The following is an 18,102-nucleotide window of genomic DNA, read 5'->3' as shown; positions in this document are numbered from 1 at the left end:
GGTCAGGTGGCTTCACCCCGTCGGCGTCGGGTCGCTGCGACGAGGATCGCCCCCGCCGCCGCCAGAGCCGAGCCGAACAGCGCCAGCGCCATGCTGTCCATGCCGGTGAACGCCAGTGGACCGGTCGGACGGTCGACGACCTCGGGAAGAACCTCGACATCATCGACTGCGATGGCGACGGTGGCGTCGTCGGTGTCGGTGGGTGGCTCGGGCCCGGTCAGCGGTTCACCGCCGGGCTCGGTCGGCGTTCCCGTCGCAGTTGCGACGTTCACCAGGTCCTCGTCGGCGACGGTCTCGTAGAACAGGACGACCCGTTCGCCGGGAGCAAGCGGGAGTGAATCCGACAGCTCCGTGAGGATCGTCATGTCGGCTTCGGTGATGCCAAGCGTGTCGTCGGCGATCCGGATGTCATCGAGGAGGAGGCCGCCCGTGCTGAGGTTCACGACCTCGAAGCAGTACGTGACGTCGGTGCCGGCGTCCACCGTGATTTCTTCGGACCCGGTGCAGGACGCGCCGGCGTCGTGGCCGGCGTAGACGGTCTTGGACAGCTCGACGACGGCTTCGACCTCGTTGACGCGCGCGGTGTCGGTGTCGCGGACGGTGTCGGTGCCCGGAATGGTGTTCCCGTTGCCGTCGACGGCCACACCGGTCACGACGGCGGTGTTCAACAGGTCGCCGTCGATCGTGCGGGTCACATGACGGACAATGGTGTCGCCGGGGGCGAGAGTCACCGGTAGGACGATGATGATCTCGAGGTCGAGATCGCGCAGCACCAACTGCGAGAGGGCGACGTCGCCCGTGTTCGTGATTGCGAAGCAGTACGTCACCTCGGTGCCGTTCGGTCCTGTCACGAGTTCGGTTCCCGGGCATCCGGCTCCGCCGTCGTGGCCGGCGTACACGGTCTTCGCGAGGCTGATCGACGGCGACACAAGGTTCACGGCTGCGAAGTCCTCGTCGTCGACATCGTCGATGTCGGGAAGGTCCTCGCCCTGCTCGTCGACAGGGTTGCCGACGACGTCGGCGGTGTTGACGAGGTCAGCCTCGAGGAGCGTCTCGTACCGCAGGGTGACCGAGTCACCCGGAGCGAGGAGCTGGCTCGGAGCCGGTAGCGGCAATGTGACGCCGAGATCGCCGTCGATCACCTCGGACACGATGAGGTGGGTGTCGCCCGTGTTCGTCACGACGAAGCAATAGGTGATCGCGAGGCCGGAACCGCCGGTCAGGGTTTCGTCCCCGGGGCAATTGTCCGAAGCGTGGCCCGCAGCGACGGTTTTCGAGATCTCGATCGAGGGAGAGACCTCGTCGACGTCAGCGGTGTCGTCGTCACTGGGATCTTCGGCGCCGGGGATCTCCCCGCCGTCGGGATCGGTCGGGGTTCCACCGGCGACCGCCGTGTTGGCCAGGTCGCCTTCGACGGTCGCGACGTAGGCGAGGGTGAGGGATTCGCCCGGCGCGAGCGGAGCGCCTCCGGTGACCGGGGTCATGTCCGCTTCGTTGATCCCGAGGTCCGGATCGTCCACCGTGACGTCGGCGAGGTGGGTGTCGCCGGTGTTGGTCACGACGAAGCAGTAGGTGACGGAGTCCCCGAGTTGGGCGACGACGGAGTCGCTACCGGGGCAACCCGTAACCGGATCCTCGGTGCCGAAGTAGACGGTCTTCGTGATCTCGATGTCGGGATCGACCACGTCGACCTCGGCCGAGCTGTCGTCGGAGGGGTCCTCGACCCCGGGCAGGTCCGTACCCTCGGAGTCGGTCGGGTTCGCTGTCGCCGTGGCGTCGTTGGTCACGTCCTCGGTTCCACCGGTCGTCTCGATGAACAGCACGATCGCCTCACCGGGTGCCAGCGGGGGCGTGTCCGAGAGGTCCGCCCTCGCCGTCAGCTCGTCGGTACCGCCGTCGCCGTAGCTCCAACCGAACGTCGAGTCCTGGACGACGATGTCGTCGAGGTGCACGATTCCGGCGCTCGTGTTGGTGACGGTGAAGCAGTAGGTGATGTCGACGTCGTCGCCCACCAGGATCGACTTGAGCGCGTTGTCACACGACGCCCCTGCGTCGTGACCGACGAACACGCGCTTGTCGAGATCGATCGCGGCCGACACCTCGGCGACCTCTGCGGAGTCGTCGTCGCCCACCGGGTCCTCGCCAGGTATCGGCGTGCCCTCGTCATCGACGGGATCGCCGCTCGCCGTCGCGGTGTTGGTCAGGTCCCCCTCGATGGTTGTCTCGCCGTAGAAGACGGCGGACTGACCGACGGGGAGAGGATCGACGTTGGCCGCGTCGGCGACGAGGATCAGCCCTGGCACGTCGGGATCGTCCACCGTCACGTCGGCGAGGTGGGTGTCGCCGGTGTTCGTGACCACGAAGCAGTAGGTCACGGCAAGCCCGGCGCCACCGGTGACGAGTTCGTCACCGCCGCCTGCGGCGGAGCACGAAGCCCCGTCGTCGTGGCCGACGTAGACGGTCTTCGCCAGTTCGAGCGCAGGCTCCGGGTCGACGACTTCCGCGTCGTCATCGTCGGTCGGGTTGTCGACGTCGGGGATGTCGGTCCCCTCTGCGTCGACGGGGTTGCCGGTGGCGAGGGCGGTGTTGGTGAGGTCGCCGTCGATGGCGGTCTGGTAGTAGAGGGTGACCGATTCGCCCGGGGCGAGGAACAGGTCGCCGGCGAGGATGGTCATGTCGGCCTGGTCGATGCCGAGGTCGGCGTCGTCGATGGTGACGGCCTCGAGGTAGGTGCCGCCGGTGTTGGTGACGGTGAAGCAGTAGGTGACGGCTTCACCGGAGTCCGCTGTGGCGAGCTCCGATCCCGGGCAACCGGCGCCGGAGTCGTGGCCGAGGTAGACGGTCTTGTCGATCGCGATGTCCGGATCGGTCGGGTCCACCGCCGCGGTGTCGTCGTCAGTCACGTCGTCGATGCCGGGGAGGTCGTTGCCCTGGTCGTCGACGGGGTTGCCGGACACGGATGCCGTGTTCGTGAGGCGCCCGTCGTTTCCGTCGTCGTCGCCGGTGAGCGTCGTGACGGTCGTCTCCACGAACTTCGTGACCGACTGGCCGGGGCTCAGCACGAGATCGACGGAGATGGTGACTCCGAGCGTCGTATCGGTGATGTCGCCCACGTCGAGGTCCGTGTCGCCGGTGTTTTCGACGGTGAAGCAGTAGGTCACATCGGACCCGAGGTCCACGGTGATCAGGTCCTCGCCCTGACATGTGAGGCCGGAGTCGTGGCCTGGGTAGACGGTCTTGTCGATCGCGATGTCGGGTGAGGCGGAGATGGTCACGACTGCGCTGTCGTCGTCGGTGACATCGTCGAGGTCAGCGCGATCGTCGCCCTGGTCGTCCACGGGGTTGGCGGTGACCGTCGCGACGTTGGTCGTGTCGGCGGAGATCGGGAGGACCAGGGTGCATGTCACGCTGGCATCCGGCGCCAGGCCACTTGCCGGGAGGTCGTCGATCTCGGTGCAGTTCGACGAGTCGATGGTGACGTCATCGCCTCCGTCGCCGGGAGTCCCGAGGTCGTCGACGATCACGATGTCGGCGAGGTTGGTGTCGCCGGTGTTCGTGATGACGTATGTGTAGGTCACGTCGGCCGGGTACGGCCCGGTCACCTCGAACGCTGCTCCGTCGGCTGCGGTCCCGGCGGTCTTGACGATCTTCACTCCTGCGGGTGTGAGGCGGTTGACGAACTGGCAGTTCACGATCGCATCGTTGGCAACGGTGACGGTCACCGAGGTTCCGTCGAGGTCGACGGTCACGTCATTGTCTGCGAGTGGGCCGTTCTGATCGGTGCACGAGATGGCGTCGAGGACGTAGCCGGCCTGGGACGCGAGGTCTTCGGTGATCGTGAAGTCCACCGTCGTACCGAGGTCCTGGTTCCACTCCCAGGTGACGATGCCGGAGCCGGCAGTCGTCTGGTCGATGGGCGACTGGAGCCCCGGCGGGCTGTCGACCGTCGCAGGGACGGCCGGTGTGGTGAACCCGTCGAAGTAGCCGGTGAAGTCCCATCCGGCCGCGGGGACCAGGTTGCCCTGGGCGTCGGGGACCACCTTGGTGGCCGACACCGAGGGGGCGCACAGGTCGACGGCGAGTTCGGCCAGGAAGGTCTGAAGCGCGCTCGAGTTGGCCGACGTGAACCAGTCGGAGTTCTGTGTGGGCCCGGAGATGGTCGCGAGGTTGACCGGGTTGGTCGAGCCGCCGCTGCTCGGGAGGATCCCGAACGCGATGACTCGGCTCCCCTTCGCCTTCACCGAGTTTGCTGACTGCGCCGCCTCCTCGACGTCGATGATCGAGACGGTGCTGGAGCTGCCCGAGCCGTTCGCGTAGACCGTGGGATTCCCATCGGTGAGGAAGACGACGAGGTCCGGTGTGGTGGCGAGGCCGGCGACGACGTCGAAGGCGTCGTCCCAGTTCGTTCCGCCGCCGGTGGACGCATAGATTGCATCGATGTCGCTCTTGAGTTCGATCTCGTTGGCGCCGTCCTCGACGCCGACGTTCAGGTAGTTCTGGTTCAGGGTCGCCGACGCGCTGAACGAGATGAGCGCGATGTTCGAGTTGGTCCCGCTCAGCGCCTCGACGAAGTCCTTGCCGGCGGTCTTGAAGTTCTCGGTGAACCCGCTCGAGCCGATCGAACCGGACCTGTCGAAGACGAGCGCAACATCCACCCCGCACGAAGTGGGCAGCGCCGGGTTGTTGCGCCGGTTGACGAAGTACAGGTCCCGATCGGAGTCGTCGTCACGGACGGCGCGGGGGAGGTAGGCGTCGACGTCGCCGACATCGCCGCTGCCCTGCCCGTAGGCGAAGGTCGAGAACGTGTTGAAGCCGGTCGGTGCGGAGACCTCGGTGACCGAGTAGCCGTTTCCGTCGGGCACGATGAACTGGCACTCGCCGTCCCCGCCGGTGGTGCACTGGATGTCGTCGCCATCGGTGATGCCGTTGCCGGTGATCTCGAAGGTCGCTCCGCTGAGGTCCGAGCCGTCGACGACACGACCGCCTCCGTCGAAGACCCCGGCGTCGCCGATGCCGTCGTTGGCGATGTCGCCCGGAGTGTCGACGCCGTCCTGGTCGCCGACCTTGTGCACGGTGATGACGCGGCATCCGTCGGTGTCAGCGTCGATGCAGGGAGAGACGACCGCCGTCTGGGTGGCGTCGGCGAGTGCAGTCGAGGCGTTAACCGATGTGTCCGCAACGACCACGACGACAGAGAGCATGGCGAACGCCATCAGCAGGCGGGCGGTGCGGGCCAGAGAGTTGAAGCCGATCCTCATGAGCGTGATCCGTTTCCGTGGGTGTGGATGAGGATCGGTTTCGCCCTGGCTCCCCGCCCACCGATCGGCGACCAACTTCGGTGACGGCTCGTAGCCTTCCTCCCGCCGCACCACGCAGAGTGGCCGACGAACGGTCTCATTATGACGTCGACCACGCTCCGTAGCCATAGGTGATGTCAGAAAATCATCAGAATTGATGGGCCGGGGCAGGGCATGCGACCCCCTCTGGAGCGACCATCGACCTCTACTAGAGACAGAGGGTTGTGGATCGTTCCGCTCGTCGGAGTCGGCGAACCCTGGACGGGTAGAGTGAGCAGCTTCCGTCAGGCGTAGGCGACGATCTCGTCGGCCACGAGATCGGTCAGAGCGTTCAGCTCCTCTTGTCGGATCCTGGCCGTGTTCCCTGCGACCACTACCTGGAACCTGCCGTTGAAGGTCATCGGGATCAGCATCAACGCGCCCGAGGAGTCGAGGTTGGGAACGACGACGATGTCGACGAGTCGTAGCCCACCGGCCTCAGCCAGGAATGACCGTGCAGTCGGTCGACCGTCGACGATCTCGGGCCACAGAACCCCGACGTTGGTCAACATGGCCGTTCCGGGAGGACCGGTTCGAGAGGCAGCCCGCCTCTCGGCGATGACGTGCAGGGGTCGCAGGGTGCTGAGCGTCGTCACGTTGCGCAGCGCGTTGGCAAGCCCCCCGTCGATACCGAGCTCGAGACCGTGGATGCGCTGTGCAGCCAGGTTCCCCATGAGCGCATCACGGTCGTCGAGGTCCCGGCTGAGGCTGGCGGCCACGACCATGCTGATCTCGTTGTTCCCACGGCCGCCGGCGCTGCGCCGGTTGACGGCGATCGCCCCGCGCTGCACGTCGACGTCCGCGCCGTTGGAGCGGTTCCATGTGGCGATGGCCCGCATCGTCGCAGCGAGTGTGAGGTCGGTGATGGTCGCACCTTGCGCCCGTGCGCGCTCGCGGATCGTCCGTTGGATCTCAGGGTCGTCGATGGTCACCCGCGCGGCGATCCGTTCCCTTTGGGCCCCGCTGGTCCCGTGGGCCCGGGTGAGTCGGTCGGCGGGGTAGGTCTGCGCGAACTCGCGGAGGTATTTCACCACGGTGGTGAAACTCGCCGCCTTCGCCCTCGCGGTACCCGCGGTGCTGGCGAGGCTGTCGCGGCGCGCCCACTCGGGGTTGGTGCCCGTCACGCGCAGGTGGTAACCGGCGAGAATCGCCTTCACGCACGAGAAGTTCGTCTCGGCATCGCCGACCGCATGGTGCAGGTCCAGGGAGAGGAAGGTCTTCTCGCCACTCAATCGGGCGATCGTGACCTCGAAGGGACGATGGGTTCGCAGGTCCCATGTGCACTGTCGATCGAAGATCCGGTCGATGACGGCCGAGTAGTCCCGGCCGAAGTCGTCCAGGTCCCCCAGGTCCACGATCCGCGGTTCGGCGGGCGCCCCCGGCCGCCATGCATACCCCTTCGACACCAGGGTGCCGGCATCGACGAGCCGGGACCGCAGTTCGGGGCGGTCGTCCTGGATCGCGGTGACCGCGTCGGCCAGTGCATCGACGTCACATAGTCCCTCGAGGACGAAGCCGTTCAGGCTCACCGCTGCGGGACGGCGAGCCATGTCGACAGACGTGGCGTCGAGTGGCAGGTCTCCGGAATTCATCTCGGGAACCCTATTGGTTCGTCAGCGACCAGGCGGCCGGACGCTCCGCGACGTCAGAGTTCGATGCGGTACAACTCGGCCGCGTTGTCCTGCAGGACGCGGCGTTTCGTGTGCTCGTCGACGTCGGCGAGCACCTTCGCGAAGTGGGCCCGGGCGGTCGGGTACAGGCAGGTCGGGTGCGGGACGTCGGTCTCGACGAGGACGTTGTTCACGCCGATATCGGCGATGAGCTTGGCCGGTCCGGACTGCTCGAACCACCACATGACGTAGAGGTGATCGGTGAAGTACTCACGCGGCCGGCGCTGCGCATGGGAGAGCTCGTCGGGCACCGTGACCATCTCGTCGTACTGGTATTCGAGCGCCTCGAGTATGAACGGCACCCACCCGATCCCGCTCTCAGCCGAGACGATCTTGAGGCCGGGATGGCGGTCGAAGAGGTTGCTCATGCAGAGGTTGATGATGATGCGGACGTTGCTCATGTACATCTGCGTGGCATGCACGGCGAGGCGGCGCTGGGAGTCGAACTCGTTCCACCACGTGGACGCCTTGCCGGGGTTCTTGCGACGCTCCTCGGCCTCGTCGGCCATGCGTTGCTCCCGGGTCTTGAACCGCGACCCTCTGATGGACTCGAGGTCCTCACGGGTCGCGCCGGCGCCGATGTGGAAGTTTGCAACGGACCGGGTCTGTTCGAACGTGTCCCACATCGGGGTGTAGTAGTCCTCCCACAGCTCCGGCAGACCGATCATCTCGGGCTTGTCCGAGAGCGTGAAGCCCCGGATACCGCGGTCGGCCATGCGTTGCATCTCGGCCACGGTGAGTTCCATGTCCCAGATGGGCAGCATCGCCTGGGGAAGCAGTCGCCCGCCGGACTCGTCCTGGATGTCGGCGAAGAAGTCGTTGTAGATCTGCAGGATCGCCTGTCGGCGGGTGAGGTCCGCGATGGCGAAGATGTGGTTCGAGGCGAAGCCGACGCCGTTGGGGTAGATGATCTCGGCGTGGATGCCCTGTTCGTCCATGAGTTCGAGACGTTCGGGCACCGACCACGCTGCGGGGTCGATGTCGCTGAAGGGCTGCACCACGTGCGAGCCGAGGATCTTGTTGTGTCCCTGCTGGATGGTGTTGCCGCCGGTGGATGCCCAGACCTCGTCGTCGAGGTACCAGCCGGTGCGACCGTCGACCGTCTTCTGGACGGGGACCTTCCCGTTCATCGAAGCGGGGGCACGCGAGGTCCACAGGTCGGGCGGTTCGGTGAAGTGGGCGTCACAGTCGATGATCGCGACGTCACCGAGTGGGTCGGTGGTCGTGGGCTCGGGCGTTGTCAGGGTCATCGGGTGCCTCCGGCGTGGCGTCGCTCGAATAGAGCCTAAACATTCGCACTAATTCTGCCAAGGCGAGTGGGCTAGGTTTTCCGCAGGACGCGGCGAAAGGGGCATCGGGCGATGGGGGAGCGGCCGGCACTGGATCTCGACGACGTCGCGCGGCGGGCGACGGCGGCCGCCGCCGAAGTCTGGCCGGGCGCGAGCGTCGACGGCGTTCACATGATGATGGGCGGCCACTCGGGGCTCACTCTCGCAGGCACGCTCCACGGGGCGGGGGAGCGGCGCGAGATCGTCATGAAGGTCGCCCCGCCGGGGCGAACCCCGGTCGGTCGCCACGACGTCATGCGCCAGGCCCGCCTCCTTCAGGGTCTCGGGACCGTCGAGGGTGTGGCCGTGCCTGACGTGTACTTCACTGACGACGATCCGCCACCGCTGTTCGCCATGTCCTTCGCCACCGGTGAAGCCACCGAACCCGTGCTCAGCGCGAACGCCCTGGACCCGGCAGTCACGCGGGCCCGGACGTTCGCCGCGGTCGAGTTGATGGCGGCCCTGCACGGCGCAGTCCCCGGTCAGATCGGCCTCGATGACGAACCGGTCGTGTCGATCGTCGAGGAGATGCAGAAGTGGGAGAAGACGATGCATGCGGTTCCCCCCGAACTGCGTCCCCGGGGACCTGAACTGCTCGCCCGTCTGCGAGCTGAGGTCCCCGACGACGTCGAACCGTCGGTCGTGCACGGCGACTACCGCCTTGGCAACATCCTCATCGACGGGGTCACCCCGACAGCCATCATCGACTGGGAGATCTGGTCCATCGGTGACCCGCGTGGGGATCTCGCATGGTTCTGCGTATTCACCGAGCAGGGCGATCTCCCCGGCGCGAGTTACGACGCCCCTGGCATGCCGAGCGCCGACGAGGTGGTCGCTGCCTATGAGGCCGCGTCGGGTGGCCCGGTGCGTGACTGGGTCTGGTTCCAGGCGTTCGGCCGGTTCAAGATGGCGGCCATCATGGGCCACAACCTCCGGCGCCACCGCGAGGGGCGACACCACGACCCCTACCAGGAGACGCTGGTGCCGGCGATCCTCGCCCTGGCCGAACGGGGCATCGAACTCCTCGACTGAGGCGTTGCGCCCGCCGGTCAGAGGCGACCGTGGCGCTCCAGGACATCGCGGTACTTCTCACGCGCCGCGGCCCGAAGCTTCGGGATGTGGGTCGACGGGAAGATCTCGTCGCCGCCGTCGTAGCTCTTGAGCAGTTGGCGCGCGACGGTCGTCTTGTGGACCTCGGTCGGGCCGTCGGCGAGGCCCATGGCGAAGGACTCCATCACCTCGCGCGAGAAGCCCATCTCCCACGAGAGGCCGAGGGACCCGTGGATCTGGAGCGCCCGTGAGGCGATGTCGAGGTACACCTTCGGCATCAGCGCCTTGACTGCGGAGATGTCGGCGCGGACGCGCTGGTAGTCGTGGTACTTGTCGATCCGCCATGCGGTCTGCAGCACGAGGAGCTTGAAGGTCTCGAGTTGGATCCAGGACTCGGCCACCATGTCCTGGACCATCTGCTTGCGGCCGAGGAGTTCACCCTGGGTGGTCCGTGACAGGGCACGCTCGGCCATCTGGTCGAGCAGCCGACCGCAGCGCCCGACCGTGCGCATCGCGTGGTGGATCCGTCCTCCACCGAGGCGGGTCTGCGCGACGACGAAACCCTGTCCGCGGTCGCCGAGCATGTTCTCGGTGGGTACCCGGCAGTTGGTGTAACGGATGTAGGCGTGCGAACCGTTGTCCTGTGACTCGTCCTCGATCCCGAGTCCCACGTTGCGGACGATCTCGACGCCGGGCGTGTCGACGGGGACCAGCAGCATCGACATCTTGCGGTAGGTCTCGGCCTCGGGGTCGGTCACCACCATGACGATGAGGAAGTCGGCCCAGCGGGCGTGGGAGGAGAACCACTTCTCGCCGTTGATCACCCACTCGTCTCCGTCGAGGGTGGCCGTGCAACGGAACACCTTCGGGTCGGCGCCGCCCTGGGGTTCGGTCATCGAGTAGCACGAGACGATCTCGTTTCGCAGGAGCGGTTCGAGGAACCGCTCCTTCTGTTCGGGGGTGCCGTAGTGGGCGAGGATCTCGGCATTACCCGAGTCCGGCGCCTGGCAGCCGAACACGCTCGGAGCGTTGTCCGAGCGCCCGAGGATCTCGTTCATGAGGCCGAGCTTCACCTGGCCGTATCCCTGGCCACCGAGTTCCGGGCCGAGGTGGCAGGCCCACAGTTTCCGTTCCCGGACCCTCTCCTGGAGCGGCGGGATGAGCTCGGCACGCACCGGATCTGCGAGGTCGAAGGGATGGGGGATCACGTGGTCCAGCGGTTCGACCTCGTTCGTGACGAAGTCGTCGATCCAGTCGAGCTCGGCTTGGAACTCCGGGTCGGTTTCGAATCCCCAGGTCATCGCTGGTTCCCCCTGTGCAGCTGCGGTCGGTGAGCGATTCGGTGAGCGTGCGGCGCCGCCACCCTAGAGCAGCGCCTGAGGCGGGCCGCCGTCCACCGCGATCACCGAACCGGTGGTGTAGCTGGAGGCGTCCGAGGCGAGGTAGAGGGCCGCGCCGACGATCTCGGCGGGTTGGCCGCCCCGTCTCATGGCCATCACCTCGCCGAGCTTGTCGATCGAAGACGGGTCCCACGCGTCGGCGATGTCGGTGAGGAACGGACCCGGGGCGATGCAGTTGACCCGCACCGCCGGCCCGTACTCGTGGGCGAATGCCATCGTGAACGCCTCGAGACCCGCCTTCGCCGCGGCGTAGACGGTCTCTGTGTGGGTGGGACGTCGTGCGGCGCTGCTGCTGACGTTGATGATCGACCCGCGTCCGGCCTCGGCCATGCGGGAGCCGATCACCGCGCTCAGCCGGAACGCCCCCTTGAGGTTGACGTCCATGACCTTGTCGTAGAGGGCCTCGGTCACCTCGTCGAGCGACGGGTACAGCGGCGACATCCCCGCGTTGTTCACGAGGATCTCCACGGAGCCGAACTCGTGGTAGGCCGTTTCAGCGAGTGCTTCGACCTGGTCCCAGTGCCCGACGTGGCAGGCCACGCCCAGCGCCCGCCGGCCCGTAGCTTCGGCGATCTCGGCCGCGGCGGCCTCACACGCTTCGAGCTTGCGGCTCGCGATGACGACATCGGCGCCGGCGCCGGCGAACGCCATCGCCATCTCCCGGCCCAGTCCACGGCTGCCGCCGGTGATCACCGCCGTACGGCCTGTCAGGTCGAAGAGTTCGGCAGGGTCGTAGGCGCTCATGGTGGCGGTTTACCGGTTCGTCGGCGGGATTTCAGGCGAATGATTGGTGCTAATCTTGCCAGTCCGCCGGACCCCGGACCAATCGGCTGATCCGGCGAATCGGACCGTCGAGAGGACCCTGATGAACCACGAAGGTCTGCCGCGCCGCACCTCCGCCGACACTGAGGGGCCCGTCGCCAAGGTGCTGTCCAAGCTCGAGGCGACGGGGCAGGACCTCACCGTTCTGCGCCTCCTTGCGAACTCGCCGACTGTGTTCAGGCCCTTCGTCAGGCTGTCGAGCACCCTGATGTACGACGGCGCGCTGCCCGAGAAGGTTCGCGAGGTCGTGATCCTGTGGATGGGCCGGAACCGACCGCACTCCTACGAGTGGATCGAACACGTTCTGATCGCCCGCCGGGTCGGGCTGAGCGACGAGCAGATCGACGCGATCGAGCGCGACGATCTCGACGGAGACCTCTTCACCGACGAGCAGCGACTCGCCGTCGTCGTCGCAGCGCAACTGCTCGGGGATCATGCGCTGCCACCGGAGACGTTCGAGGCGGCCGTCGACACATGGGGCCTCGAGACGTTCATCGAGCTCGTGATGGTGGTCGGCTGGTGGGGTGGAACGGTGCCCACCTTTCTCGAGGCGATGGGGCTGCGCCGCCCCGACGTCTGTGACCTCGACGTGCCCGAGTGGATGCCCGAACCGGACTGACCGGGTGCCGACTCGCCCGCTGCCTCAGCGCCACTCCACGGTCTCGTCCATCACGCCGGGGAACTTCGCCGAGATCACCTCGACGTACTCGACCATGTGCTCGCGCATCAGCGTCTCGGCCGTGTCGCCGTCACCGGCGAGGATCGCGTCGGCGATGGCCTCGTGGGCCTCGAGGATCCGCGCTCTCTCGCTCGGCTCGTACGCGATCTCGCGGATGCGTTCGACGTAGATCTCCTTGAGCGCCCGTGCGATGAGGTCGAGGACCCGGTTGCCCGAATGGCTCGTCACGACATCGTGGAACGACGTGGAGGCGCTGATGTAGCCACGGTCCCCGTCGTCGGACACCTCGCGGCTGCGTTGGAGCGCCTCATGGAGCTCGGGCGGGGCGTCGCGGCTCTGACGCTCGGCGGCCTGGCGGGCCATGAGGGGTTCGATCACGAGGCGGGCTGCGACGAGCTCCCGGAAGGTCGCCCCGCTCGCGTGCAGGAACACCGTCGCCATGCGACCGAAGTCGGCCCCGTGCACACCGGAGACGACGGGCCCGCCACCCGGTCCCGGCTTGATCGTGATCAGCCCGTGGGTCTCGAGGATCCGCAGGGCTTCGCGCAGGGACGCACGGCCGACCTGGAAGTCTTCGAGCATCTCAGCCTGGGGGGCGAGCTTCGAGCCGGGTTCGAGCTCGCGGTCGACGATGTCCGAGAGGATTTCGCGGGCGACCCATTCCGCCGTCTTCTCGGTGCGGCGGCGCCGGCGGTCCGGGCTCGGTGGGGTCGTCTCGTCGCCCGTCACGGCGTCAGCGGTGCCTTCCATTGTGAACCTCGGTGCGTGTCGTGTCAGTTCAGAGGCTACGCAGCGCGTCCACGGGCTTGACGGATCTCCGGGCGATGCACCCCACTGATTCAATTGATTACTATGAACCGACACATTTGGTGCGGCGCTGATGTCGCAGGACGGGGGTCGTCGTGACGGGACGCGGGAACAGGGGAGCAGGCACGGTGACGGACCCGTGACGCCTCCCGCCGGGGGCAACCCCGAACCGCTGCGGGTGGTCGACTTCTCCACCCACCTCTCGGGCCCGATGGCGAGCCATCTGCTCGTCGAGGCCGGCGCCGACGTGATCAAGATCGAACACCCGGTGCGTGGCGACGGAAACCGGGGGAACGACCCGAAACTCGCCGGTGTCAGCGACATGCACCTCGCGCTCAACCCCGGGACACGCAGCCTCGCGGTGAGCACCCGTTCGCCGCACTGGTCCGGCGTCGTCGAGGCCGCCGTCGCCTGGGCCGACGCGGTGATCGTCGGCAACCGGCCGAGCGACTCGGCGAAACGGGGTCTCGACTTCCCGACGCTGCTGAAGGCAAACGACCGGCTCGTGTACTGCGTCATCTCGGGCTACGGACTCCGGGGCCCCTGGGCGGACTACAGCGCCCACGGCCAGAACATGGACGCCTATGCGGGCCGTGTGGAGCTCGACTGGGACGAGGGTGAACCCGTCACCCGGCTGGGCTGGCGTTCGGCCGGGACCACTCTCGCCGGCATGTTCGGTGCCATGGGGGTCCTCGCCGGTGTCGTGCGCCGGGACCGTGGCGGCGGGCCCCAGTTCGTCCACACCTCGATCTGGCAGTCGGCGATGTGGTGGAACTGGCGGGACCTCAACACCCTCGCCAACATCGGCGAAGGGTGGACCGAGTACCGCGACATGGGATCGCGCTACAACGTCTACGCCACCGAGGATGGAAGGGCCGTGCTCGTGTGCCCCGTCGAGAAGCGGTTCTGGGACGTCTTCTGCGATCTCGCCGAGCTGCCCGACGAGCTGCGGGACCGCGGCGACTGGACCCACTCCATGGAGTTCGGCTTCGACGACGAGATGCCCGTGATCGCCGCGGCGATGCGTAGGCGGACGATGGGGGAGTGGCGGGAGGCCCTACTGGCGGCCGACATCCCCTTCGCTCCGGTGCTGACCCTCGAGGAGGCGATGTCGAGCGACCACGCGGCGGCAAACGACGTTCTGCGCACGACGACCACCGCGGCCGGCGACGAGGTCCGCGTCGCCGCGTCGCCACTGCGTCTCGACCCCGACCTCGACAGCGCGTTGGAGCCTGGCCTTGCGCCTCTCGGCCCACCGCCCGACGTCGGACAGCACAACGACGACCTGCTCGCCGAGATCGGGCTCACCGATCTCATCGGCGAAGACCTCTCACGATGACCGCAGCGATGCGACCGAAGACCTCACCCCGGAAAGGACGACGATGACACGCAACTACGAGGTGATCTCCGCCGACGCCCACATCGAGGCGCCACCGGTCTGGGCCGAACGGATCCCCGCGCATCTGCGCGACCGCGCCCCGCGCATCGTCGCGTTGCCCGACGGCGGCGACGGTTGGCAACTCGGCGACGGCGAGCCGGCACCGCTCGGGCTCCAGCTCACGGGCGGCAAGAAGTACACGGAGTTCATCGAGCGGGGGCAGTCCTACGCGGACGACCTGCCCGGTGCCGGTGGACCAGAGCAACGTCTCGCCGAACAGGACCGCGATGGTGTCGACGCCGAGGTGCTGTTCTCCTCGGTCGTCGCCACGGCGCTGAAGAAGGTCGGCGACCATCGCGACGTCCAGGTGGCCATCGCCACCGCCTACAACTCGTGGGCGTCGGAGTTCTGCTCGCATGACATCGAACGACTCCTCGGCGTCGGCATCATTCCCTTCACCGGTATCGACGACGCGGTCGCAGAGCTCCACCGGATCGCGGAGCTGCCGGGTCTGCGGGGAGCGATGTTGCTCCAGTTCCCGTCGGGGAAGCCTGTTCTCACCGACGCGGACGAGCCGTTCTGGGCGGCCGCGGCCGACCTCGACGTGTGCATCGTCGCCCACCACAACTTCGGCGGTGACGAGAAGCAGAAGTCCCACCCCCTACCCGGTCTCCGCAAGGAGAAGGCGATGGACATGGGTGGCGGCGCAGATCTGGGCCTCTTCGCATGGCTCCTGACCTGCGACCTACCGCTGCCGACGCTGCCGATCGTCACCGTTCTCCAGCTCATGTTGGGTGGACCGCTGGACCGACACCCGAACCTCCGGTTCCACTTCGCGGAGACGGGGATCGGCTGGCTCCCCTACTGGCTCGAGCAGATGGAGGACCGTTTCGACCGCCATCGCTTCTGGGCCAAGGTCAACCTCGAGCGTCGCCCCATCGAGTACGTGAGGGACCACTTCACGTTCTCGTTCCAGGAGGACCACGCCGGGCTGGCGCTGCGTCACATGATCGGCGTGGACAACATCTGCTGGGCGTCGGACTTCCCGCACAGCGTCAGCGACTGGCCGTACTCGCGCGAGGTGCTCGCCCGTTCCATGGCCGGCGTGCCAAACGACGAGCGTCGCCGAATCCAGGCGCTCAACATCGCAGCCCAGTTCCGCGTCATCGACCCTGCGGACAAGGACCGCCTCGCGGCCGAACCGCTCAGCCCCCTCGCATCGGACGTGCCGGGTCGCGGCGAGCGGCGCATCGCATGAGCTCCGAGGGCGGCGACCAGGCCGGTCCGCTGGACGGCGTCCGCGTACTGGACCTCACACGCCACATGGCCGGGCCCTACGGGACGATGTTCCTGGCCGACTACGGCGCAGATGTCGTCAAGGTCGAGTCGCTTCCCGGCGGTGAGCCGAGCCGCAGCACCGGAACGGCCTTCGTCAACGGGGAGAGTGCCCTCTTCCTGATCTGGAACCGGGGGAAGCGCTCACTCGCGCTCGACCTGCGAAGCGATGAGGGCAAGGCCGTCGTACGCCGCCTCGCACGCGAGTGCGATGTCCTCGTCGAGAACTACAAGCCCGGCGTGGCCGACGAGATCGGCTTCGGCTACGAGGAGCTCTCCGCGGAGAACGAGGGTCTCATCTACGTGTCCGTGTCCGCCTTCGGGGAGGGTCCACTCTCCCCGTACCCGGGGACCGATCCGGTTGTGCAGGCGATGTCAGGGGTGATGTCGGTCACCGGCGAACCCGACGGCGGGCCGCTCCTCGTCGGCGTCCCCGTGGCCGACTTCACCGGCGCCATGGTGCAGGCCCAGGCGGTCATGTTGGGCCTGCTCGCCCGCCACCGGACCGGTCGCGGTCAGAAGATCGACGTGTCGATGCTCTTCGCGCTCCTGTCTTCGCTGACGACACGGCTCGCGTCCTACTGGACCGACCACGAGGACCCGAAGCGCTACGGCTCCGCTCACTCGGTGGTTTGCCCGTACCAGGCGTTCAAGACCGCCGACGGCTACGCCGTGGCCGGCGTGTGGGGCGCCGGGGAGGGGTGGCCGAAGTTCTGCCGGGCCGTCGGTGAGCCGGAGCTCGCCGACGACGAGCGCTATCTCACGAACCAGCAGAGGGTCCAGCGGCGAGCAGAGCTCAGCGCCCATCTCGACGAGGTCTTCATCACCCGGACAACCGCGCAGTGGCAGGAGTCCTTCGGTGAACACGGCGCGCTGTTCGGTCCGGTCCACACCTTCTCGGAGATCCTGAACCATCCCCACGTGGTGCAGTCGGGCCTCATCCAGTCCACCGACCATCCCGTCGCCGGTGAGTTCCCCCAGCTCGGGCCCGTGATCTTCCTGCGTGACACGCCCGGGCGGATTGCCGGCGCGCCGCCGCTGCTGGGTCAGCACACCCGTGAGGTCCTCGGGGAGCTCGGTTACGGAACCGACGAGATCGATGCGATGATCGCGGCCGGAAAGGCCACCGAGCCGCAGGGAGACACGTAGTGAGTCGCGCCGTCACGGACGAACAGCGGGCGCTCGTGGACGAGACGCGAGCGTTTCTCGCCGGCATCGAACCCGTCGTCGCCTCCGAGGACCTCGATGAACGCTTCGCGGCGCTCGTCGCGTACGAACAGAAGCTCCACGCCGCCGGCCTCGCCGTCGTCTCGTGGCCCGAGCGCTACGGAGGCCGGGGACTCGGCCCGGTCGAAGCGGCGATCGTGTCCGAGGAGCTCGGCCTGGGCGGGGCGCCCGAGACGATCAACTTCATCGCCCTGGAGGTTGTGGCCCCTGCGCTGTTCCGTTTCGCATCGGAGGAACAACTCGACAGATGGCTCCCTGCGATGCCGGGGGCCGATGAGGTCTGGTGTCAGCTGTTCAGCGAGCCCGACGCCGGATCGGATCTGGCATCGTTGGCGACGCGGGCCGTGCGCGACGGCGACGACTGGGTCGTGAACGGTCAGAAGGTCTGGTCGACCTGGGGGCAGTACTCCCACAAGGCGCTGCTGCTCGCGCGGACCGGGACCGCCGAGAGCCGGCACAGGGGCATCGCCGCGTTCGTCATGGACGTGGACACGCCGGGCGTGGAGGTGCGTCCGCTGCGCACGATGACGGGTGAGGCGGAGTTCGCCGAGGTGTTCCTGTCCGACGTGAGGATCCCCGACGCGGACATGGTCGGAGGCGAGGCGGACGGCTGGGGTGTCGCCATGGAGATGCTCGCCGGCGAGCGCGGGCCCTACGCGGTCCGTCGCGCGAGCGTCGTGCGGGCCACCCTCGAAGGGGTCTATGCGGCCGCCCGTGAGCGCGGCGTGGACCCGCTCACGCGTGACGAGATCACCCTGGCCGCGATCGACCTGCACGTTCTCGACCGCCAAATCGACAGGGTCGTGGATGCGCTCGCATCAGGCGAGTCCATGGGGCCGGCCGCAGCGATGACCAAGGCGCTGCTGACGAAGGCGGACCAGTCCGTTCACGCAGTGGCCCAGAAGGTCCTGGGTCCGGCCGGTGTGGCATGGTCAGGGGGGATGCACCCCTGGACGGACGGCTTCTTGTACTCCCGGGCGTCGTCCATCTACGGCGGCACCGCCGAGATCCAGCGCAACATCATCGGTGAGCGCCTGCTCGGCCTGCCCCGCGAACCGAACTGAGAGGAG

At 67.5% G+C, this 18,102-nt stretch carries 12 protein-coding genes; 6 read left to right on the top strand and 6 right to left on the bottom strand.

What is annotated here, in order from left to right; translation table 11 throughout:
- Positions 1-2: 2 nt before the first annotated feature.
- From RIE08_12500 to RIE08_12490, 3 genes are all read right to left on the bottom strand, one after another.
- A complete protein-coding gene (locus RIE08_12500) occupies positions 3-5,258 on the bottom strand; it encodes a VWA domain-containing protein (protein MEQ8718422.1) in 5,256 nt (1,751 codons plus the stop codon).
- Between the two features lie 323 nt (positions 5,259-5,581).
- Complete coding sequence (locus tag RIE08_12495) at positions 5,582-6,928, bottom strand: hypothetical protein (protein MEQ8718421.1); 1,347 nt, start codon at positions 6,926-6,928, stop codon at positions 5,582-5,584.
- 53 nt (positions 6,929-6,981) lie between these two features.
- Complete coding sequence (locus RIE08_12490; GenBank protein ID MEQ8718420.1) at positions 6,982-8,256, bottom strand: amidohydrolase family protein; 1,275 nt, start codon at positions 8,254-8,256, stop codon at positions 6,982-6,984.
- A gap of 111 nt (positions 8,257-8,367) precedes the next feature.
- On the opposite strand from RIE08_12490, the gene RIE08_12485 reads away from it, so the two are divergent.
- A complete protein-coding gene (locus RIE08_12485; protein MEQ8718419.1) occupies positions 8,368-9,366 on the top strand; it encodes a phosphotransferase family protein in 999 nt (332 codons plus the stop codon).
- A 17-nt stretch (positions 9,367-9,383) separates the two neighbouring features.
- Here the strand turns inward: RIE08_12485 and RIE08_12480 are convergent, their stop codons facing one another.
- Both RIE08_12480 and RIE08_12475 read right to left on the bottom strand, forming a co-directional pair.
- On the bottom strand, positions 9,384-10,685 hold the full coding sequence (locus tag RIE08_12480) for an acyl-CoA dehydrogenase family protein (GenBank protein MEQ8718418.1): 1,302 nt from the start codon (positions 10,683-10,685) through the stop codon (positions 9,384-9,386).
- Between the two features lie 63 nt (positions 10,686-10,748).
- Positions 10,749-11,528 (bottom strand): glucose 1-dehydrogenase, encoded by a 780-nt coding sequence (locus tag RIE08_12475; GenBank protein MEQ8718417.1) that lies wholly within the window; start codon positions 11,526-11,528, stop codon positions 10,749-10,751.
- Between the two features lie 121 nt (positions 11,529-11,649).
- Between RIE08_12475 and RIE08_12470 the strand changes: the two genes are divergently transcribed.
- Positions 11,650-12,225, top strand: a complete 576-nt coding sequence (locus tag RIE08_12470; GenBank protein MEQ8718416.1) for a carboxymuconolactone decarboxylase family protein — start codon at positions 11,650-11,652, stop codon at positions 12,223-12,225.
- A gap of 24 nt (positions 12,226-12,249) precedes the next feature.
- Here RIE08_12470 and RIE08_12465 read toward each other — a convergent pair whose 3' ends face one another.
- A complete protein-coding gene (locus RIE08_12465; protein ID MEQ8718415.1) occupies positions 12,250-13,035 on the bottom strand; it encodes an FCD domain-containing protein in 786 nt (261 codons plus the stop codon).
- 196 nt (positions 13,036-13,231) lie between these two features.
- Here RIE08_12465 and RIE08_12460 point away from each other — a divergent pair, with 196 nt between their 5' ends.
- Genes RIE08_12460 through RIE08_12445 form a run of 4 tightly spaced genes read left to right on the top strand, consistent with a single transcriptional unit; the run spans position 13,232 to position 18,096 of the window.
- Complete coding sequence (locus RIE08_12460) at positions 13,232-14,431, top strand: CaiB/BaiF CoA-transferase family protein (GenBank protein MEQ8718414.1); 1,200 nt, start codon at positions 13,232-13,234, stop codon at positions 14,429-14,431.
- Between the two features lie 43 nt (positions 14,432-14,474).
- A complete protein-coding gene (locus RIE08_12455) occupies positions 14,475-15,728 on the top strand; it encodes an amidohydrolase family protein (protein ID MEQ8718413.1) in 1,254 nt (417 codons plus the stop codon).
- Entirely contained in the window at positions 15,725-16,954 is a 1,230-nt protein-coding gene (locus tag RIE08_12450; GenBank protein MEQ8718412.1) for a CoA transferase, read from the top strand. The genes RIE08_12455 and RIE08_12450 overlap by 4 nt, the downstream gene beginning before the upstream one ends.
- Entirely contained in the window at positions 16,954-18,096 is a 1,143-nt protein-coding gene (locus RIE08_12445; GenBank protein MEQ8718411.1) for an acyl-CoA dehydrogenase family protein, read from the top strand. The genes RIE08_12450 and RIE08_12445 overlap by 1 nt, the downstream gene beginning before the upstream one ends.
- Positions 18,097-18,102: the final 6 nt, after the last annotated feature.

This window comes from Acidimicrobiales bacterium (genome assembly GCA_040219085.1).
GTDB lineage: Bacteria > Actinomycetota > Acidimicrobiia > Acidimicrobiales > JAVJTC01 > JAVJTC01.
Note: the sequence above shows the minus strand (reverse complement) of the source record. Positions and strands in the feature narration are given on the sequence as shown.

Coding starts and splice junctions, on each gene's coding strand:
- RIE08_12485 (MEQ8718419.1), top strand. CDS start 8,368: ATGGGGGAGCGGCCGGCACTGGATCTCGACGACGTCGCGCGGCGGGCG.
- RIE08_12455 (MEQ8718413.1), top strand. CDS start 14,475: ATGACACGCAACTACGAGGTGATCTCCGCCGACGCCCACATCGAGGCG.
- RIE08_12490 (MEQ8718420.1), bottom strand. CDS start 8,256: ATGACCCTGACAACGCCCGAGCCCACGACCACCGACCCACTCGGTGAC.
- RIE08_12450 (MEQ8718412.1), top strand. CDS start 15,725: ATGAGCTCCGAGGGCGGCGACCAGGCCGGTCCGCTGGACGGCGTCCGC.
- RIE08_12500 (MEQ8718422.1), bottom strand. CDS start 5,258: ATGAGGATCGGCTTCAACTCTCTGGCCCGCACCGCCCGCCTGCTGATG.
- RIE08_12480 (MEQ8718418.1), bottom strand. CDS start 10,685: ATGACCTGGGGATTCGAAACCGACCCGGAGTTCCAAGCCGAGCTCGAC.
- RIE08_12470 (MEQ8718416.1), top strand. CDS start 11,650: ATGAACCACGAAGGTCTGCCGCGCCGCACCTCCGCCGACACTGAGGGG.
- RIE08_12465 (MEQ8718415.1), bottom strand. CDS start 13,035: ATGGAAGGCACCGCTGACGCCGTGACGGGCGACGAGACGACCCCACCG.
- RIE08_12475 (MEQ8718417.1), bottom strand. CDS start 11,528: ATGAGCGCCTACGACCCTGCCGAACTCTTCGACCTGACAGGCCGTACG.
- RIE08_12495 (MEQ8718421.1), bottom strand. CDS start 6,928: ATGAATTCCGGAGACCTGCCACTCGACGCCACGTCTGTCGACATGGCT.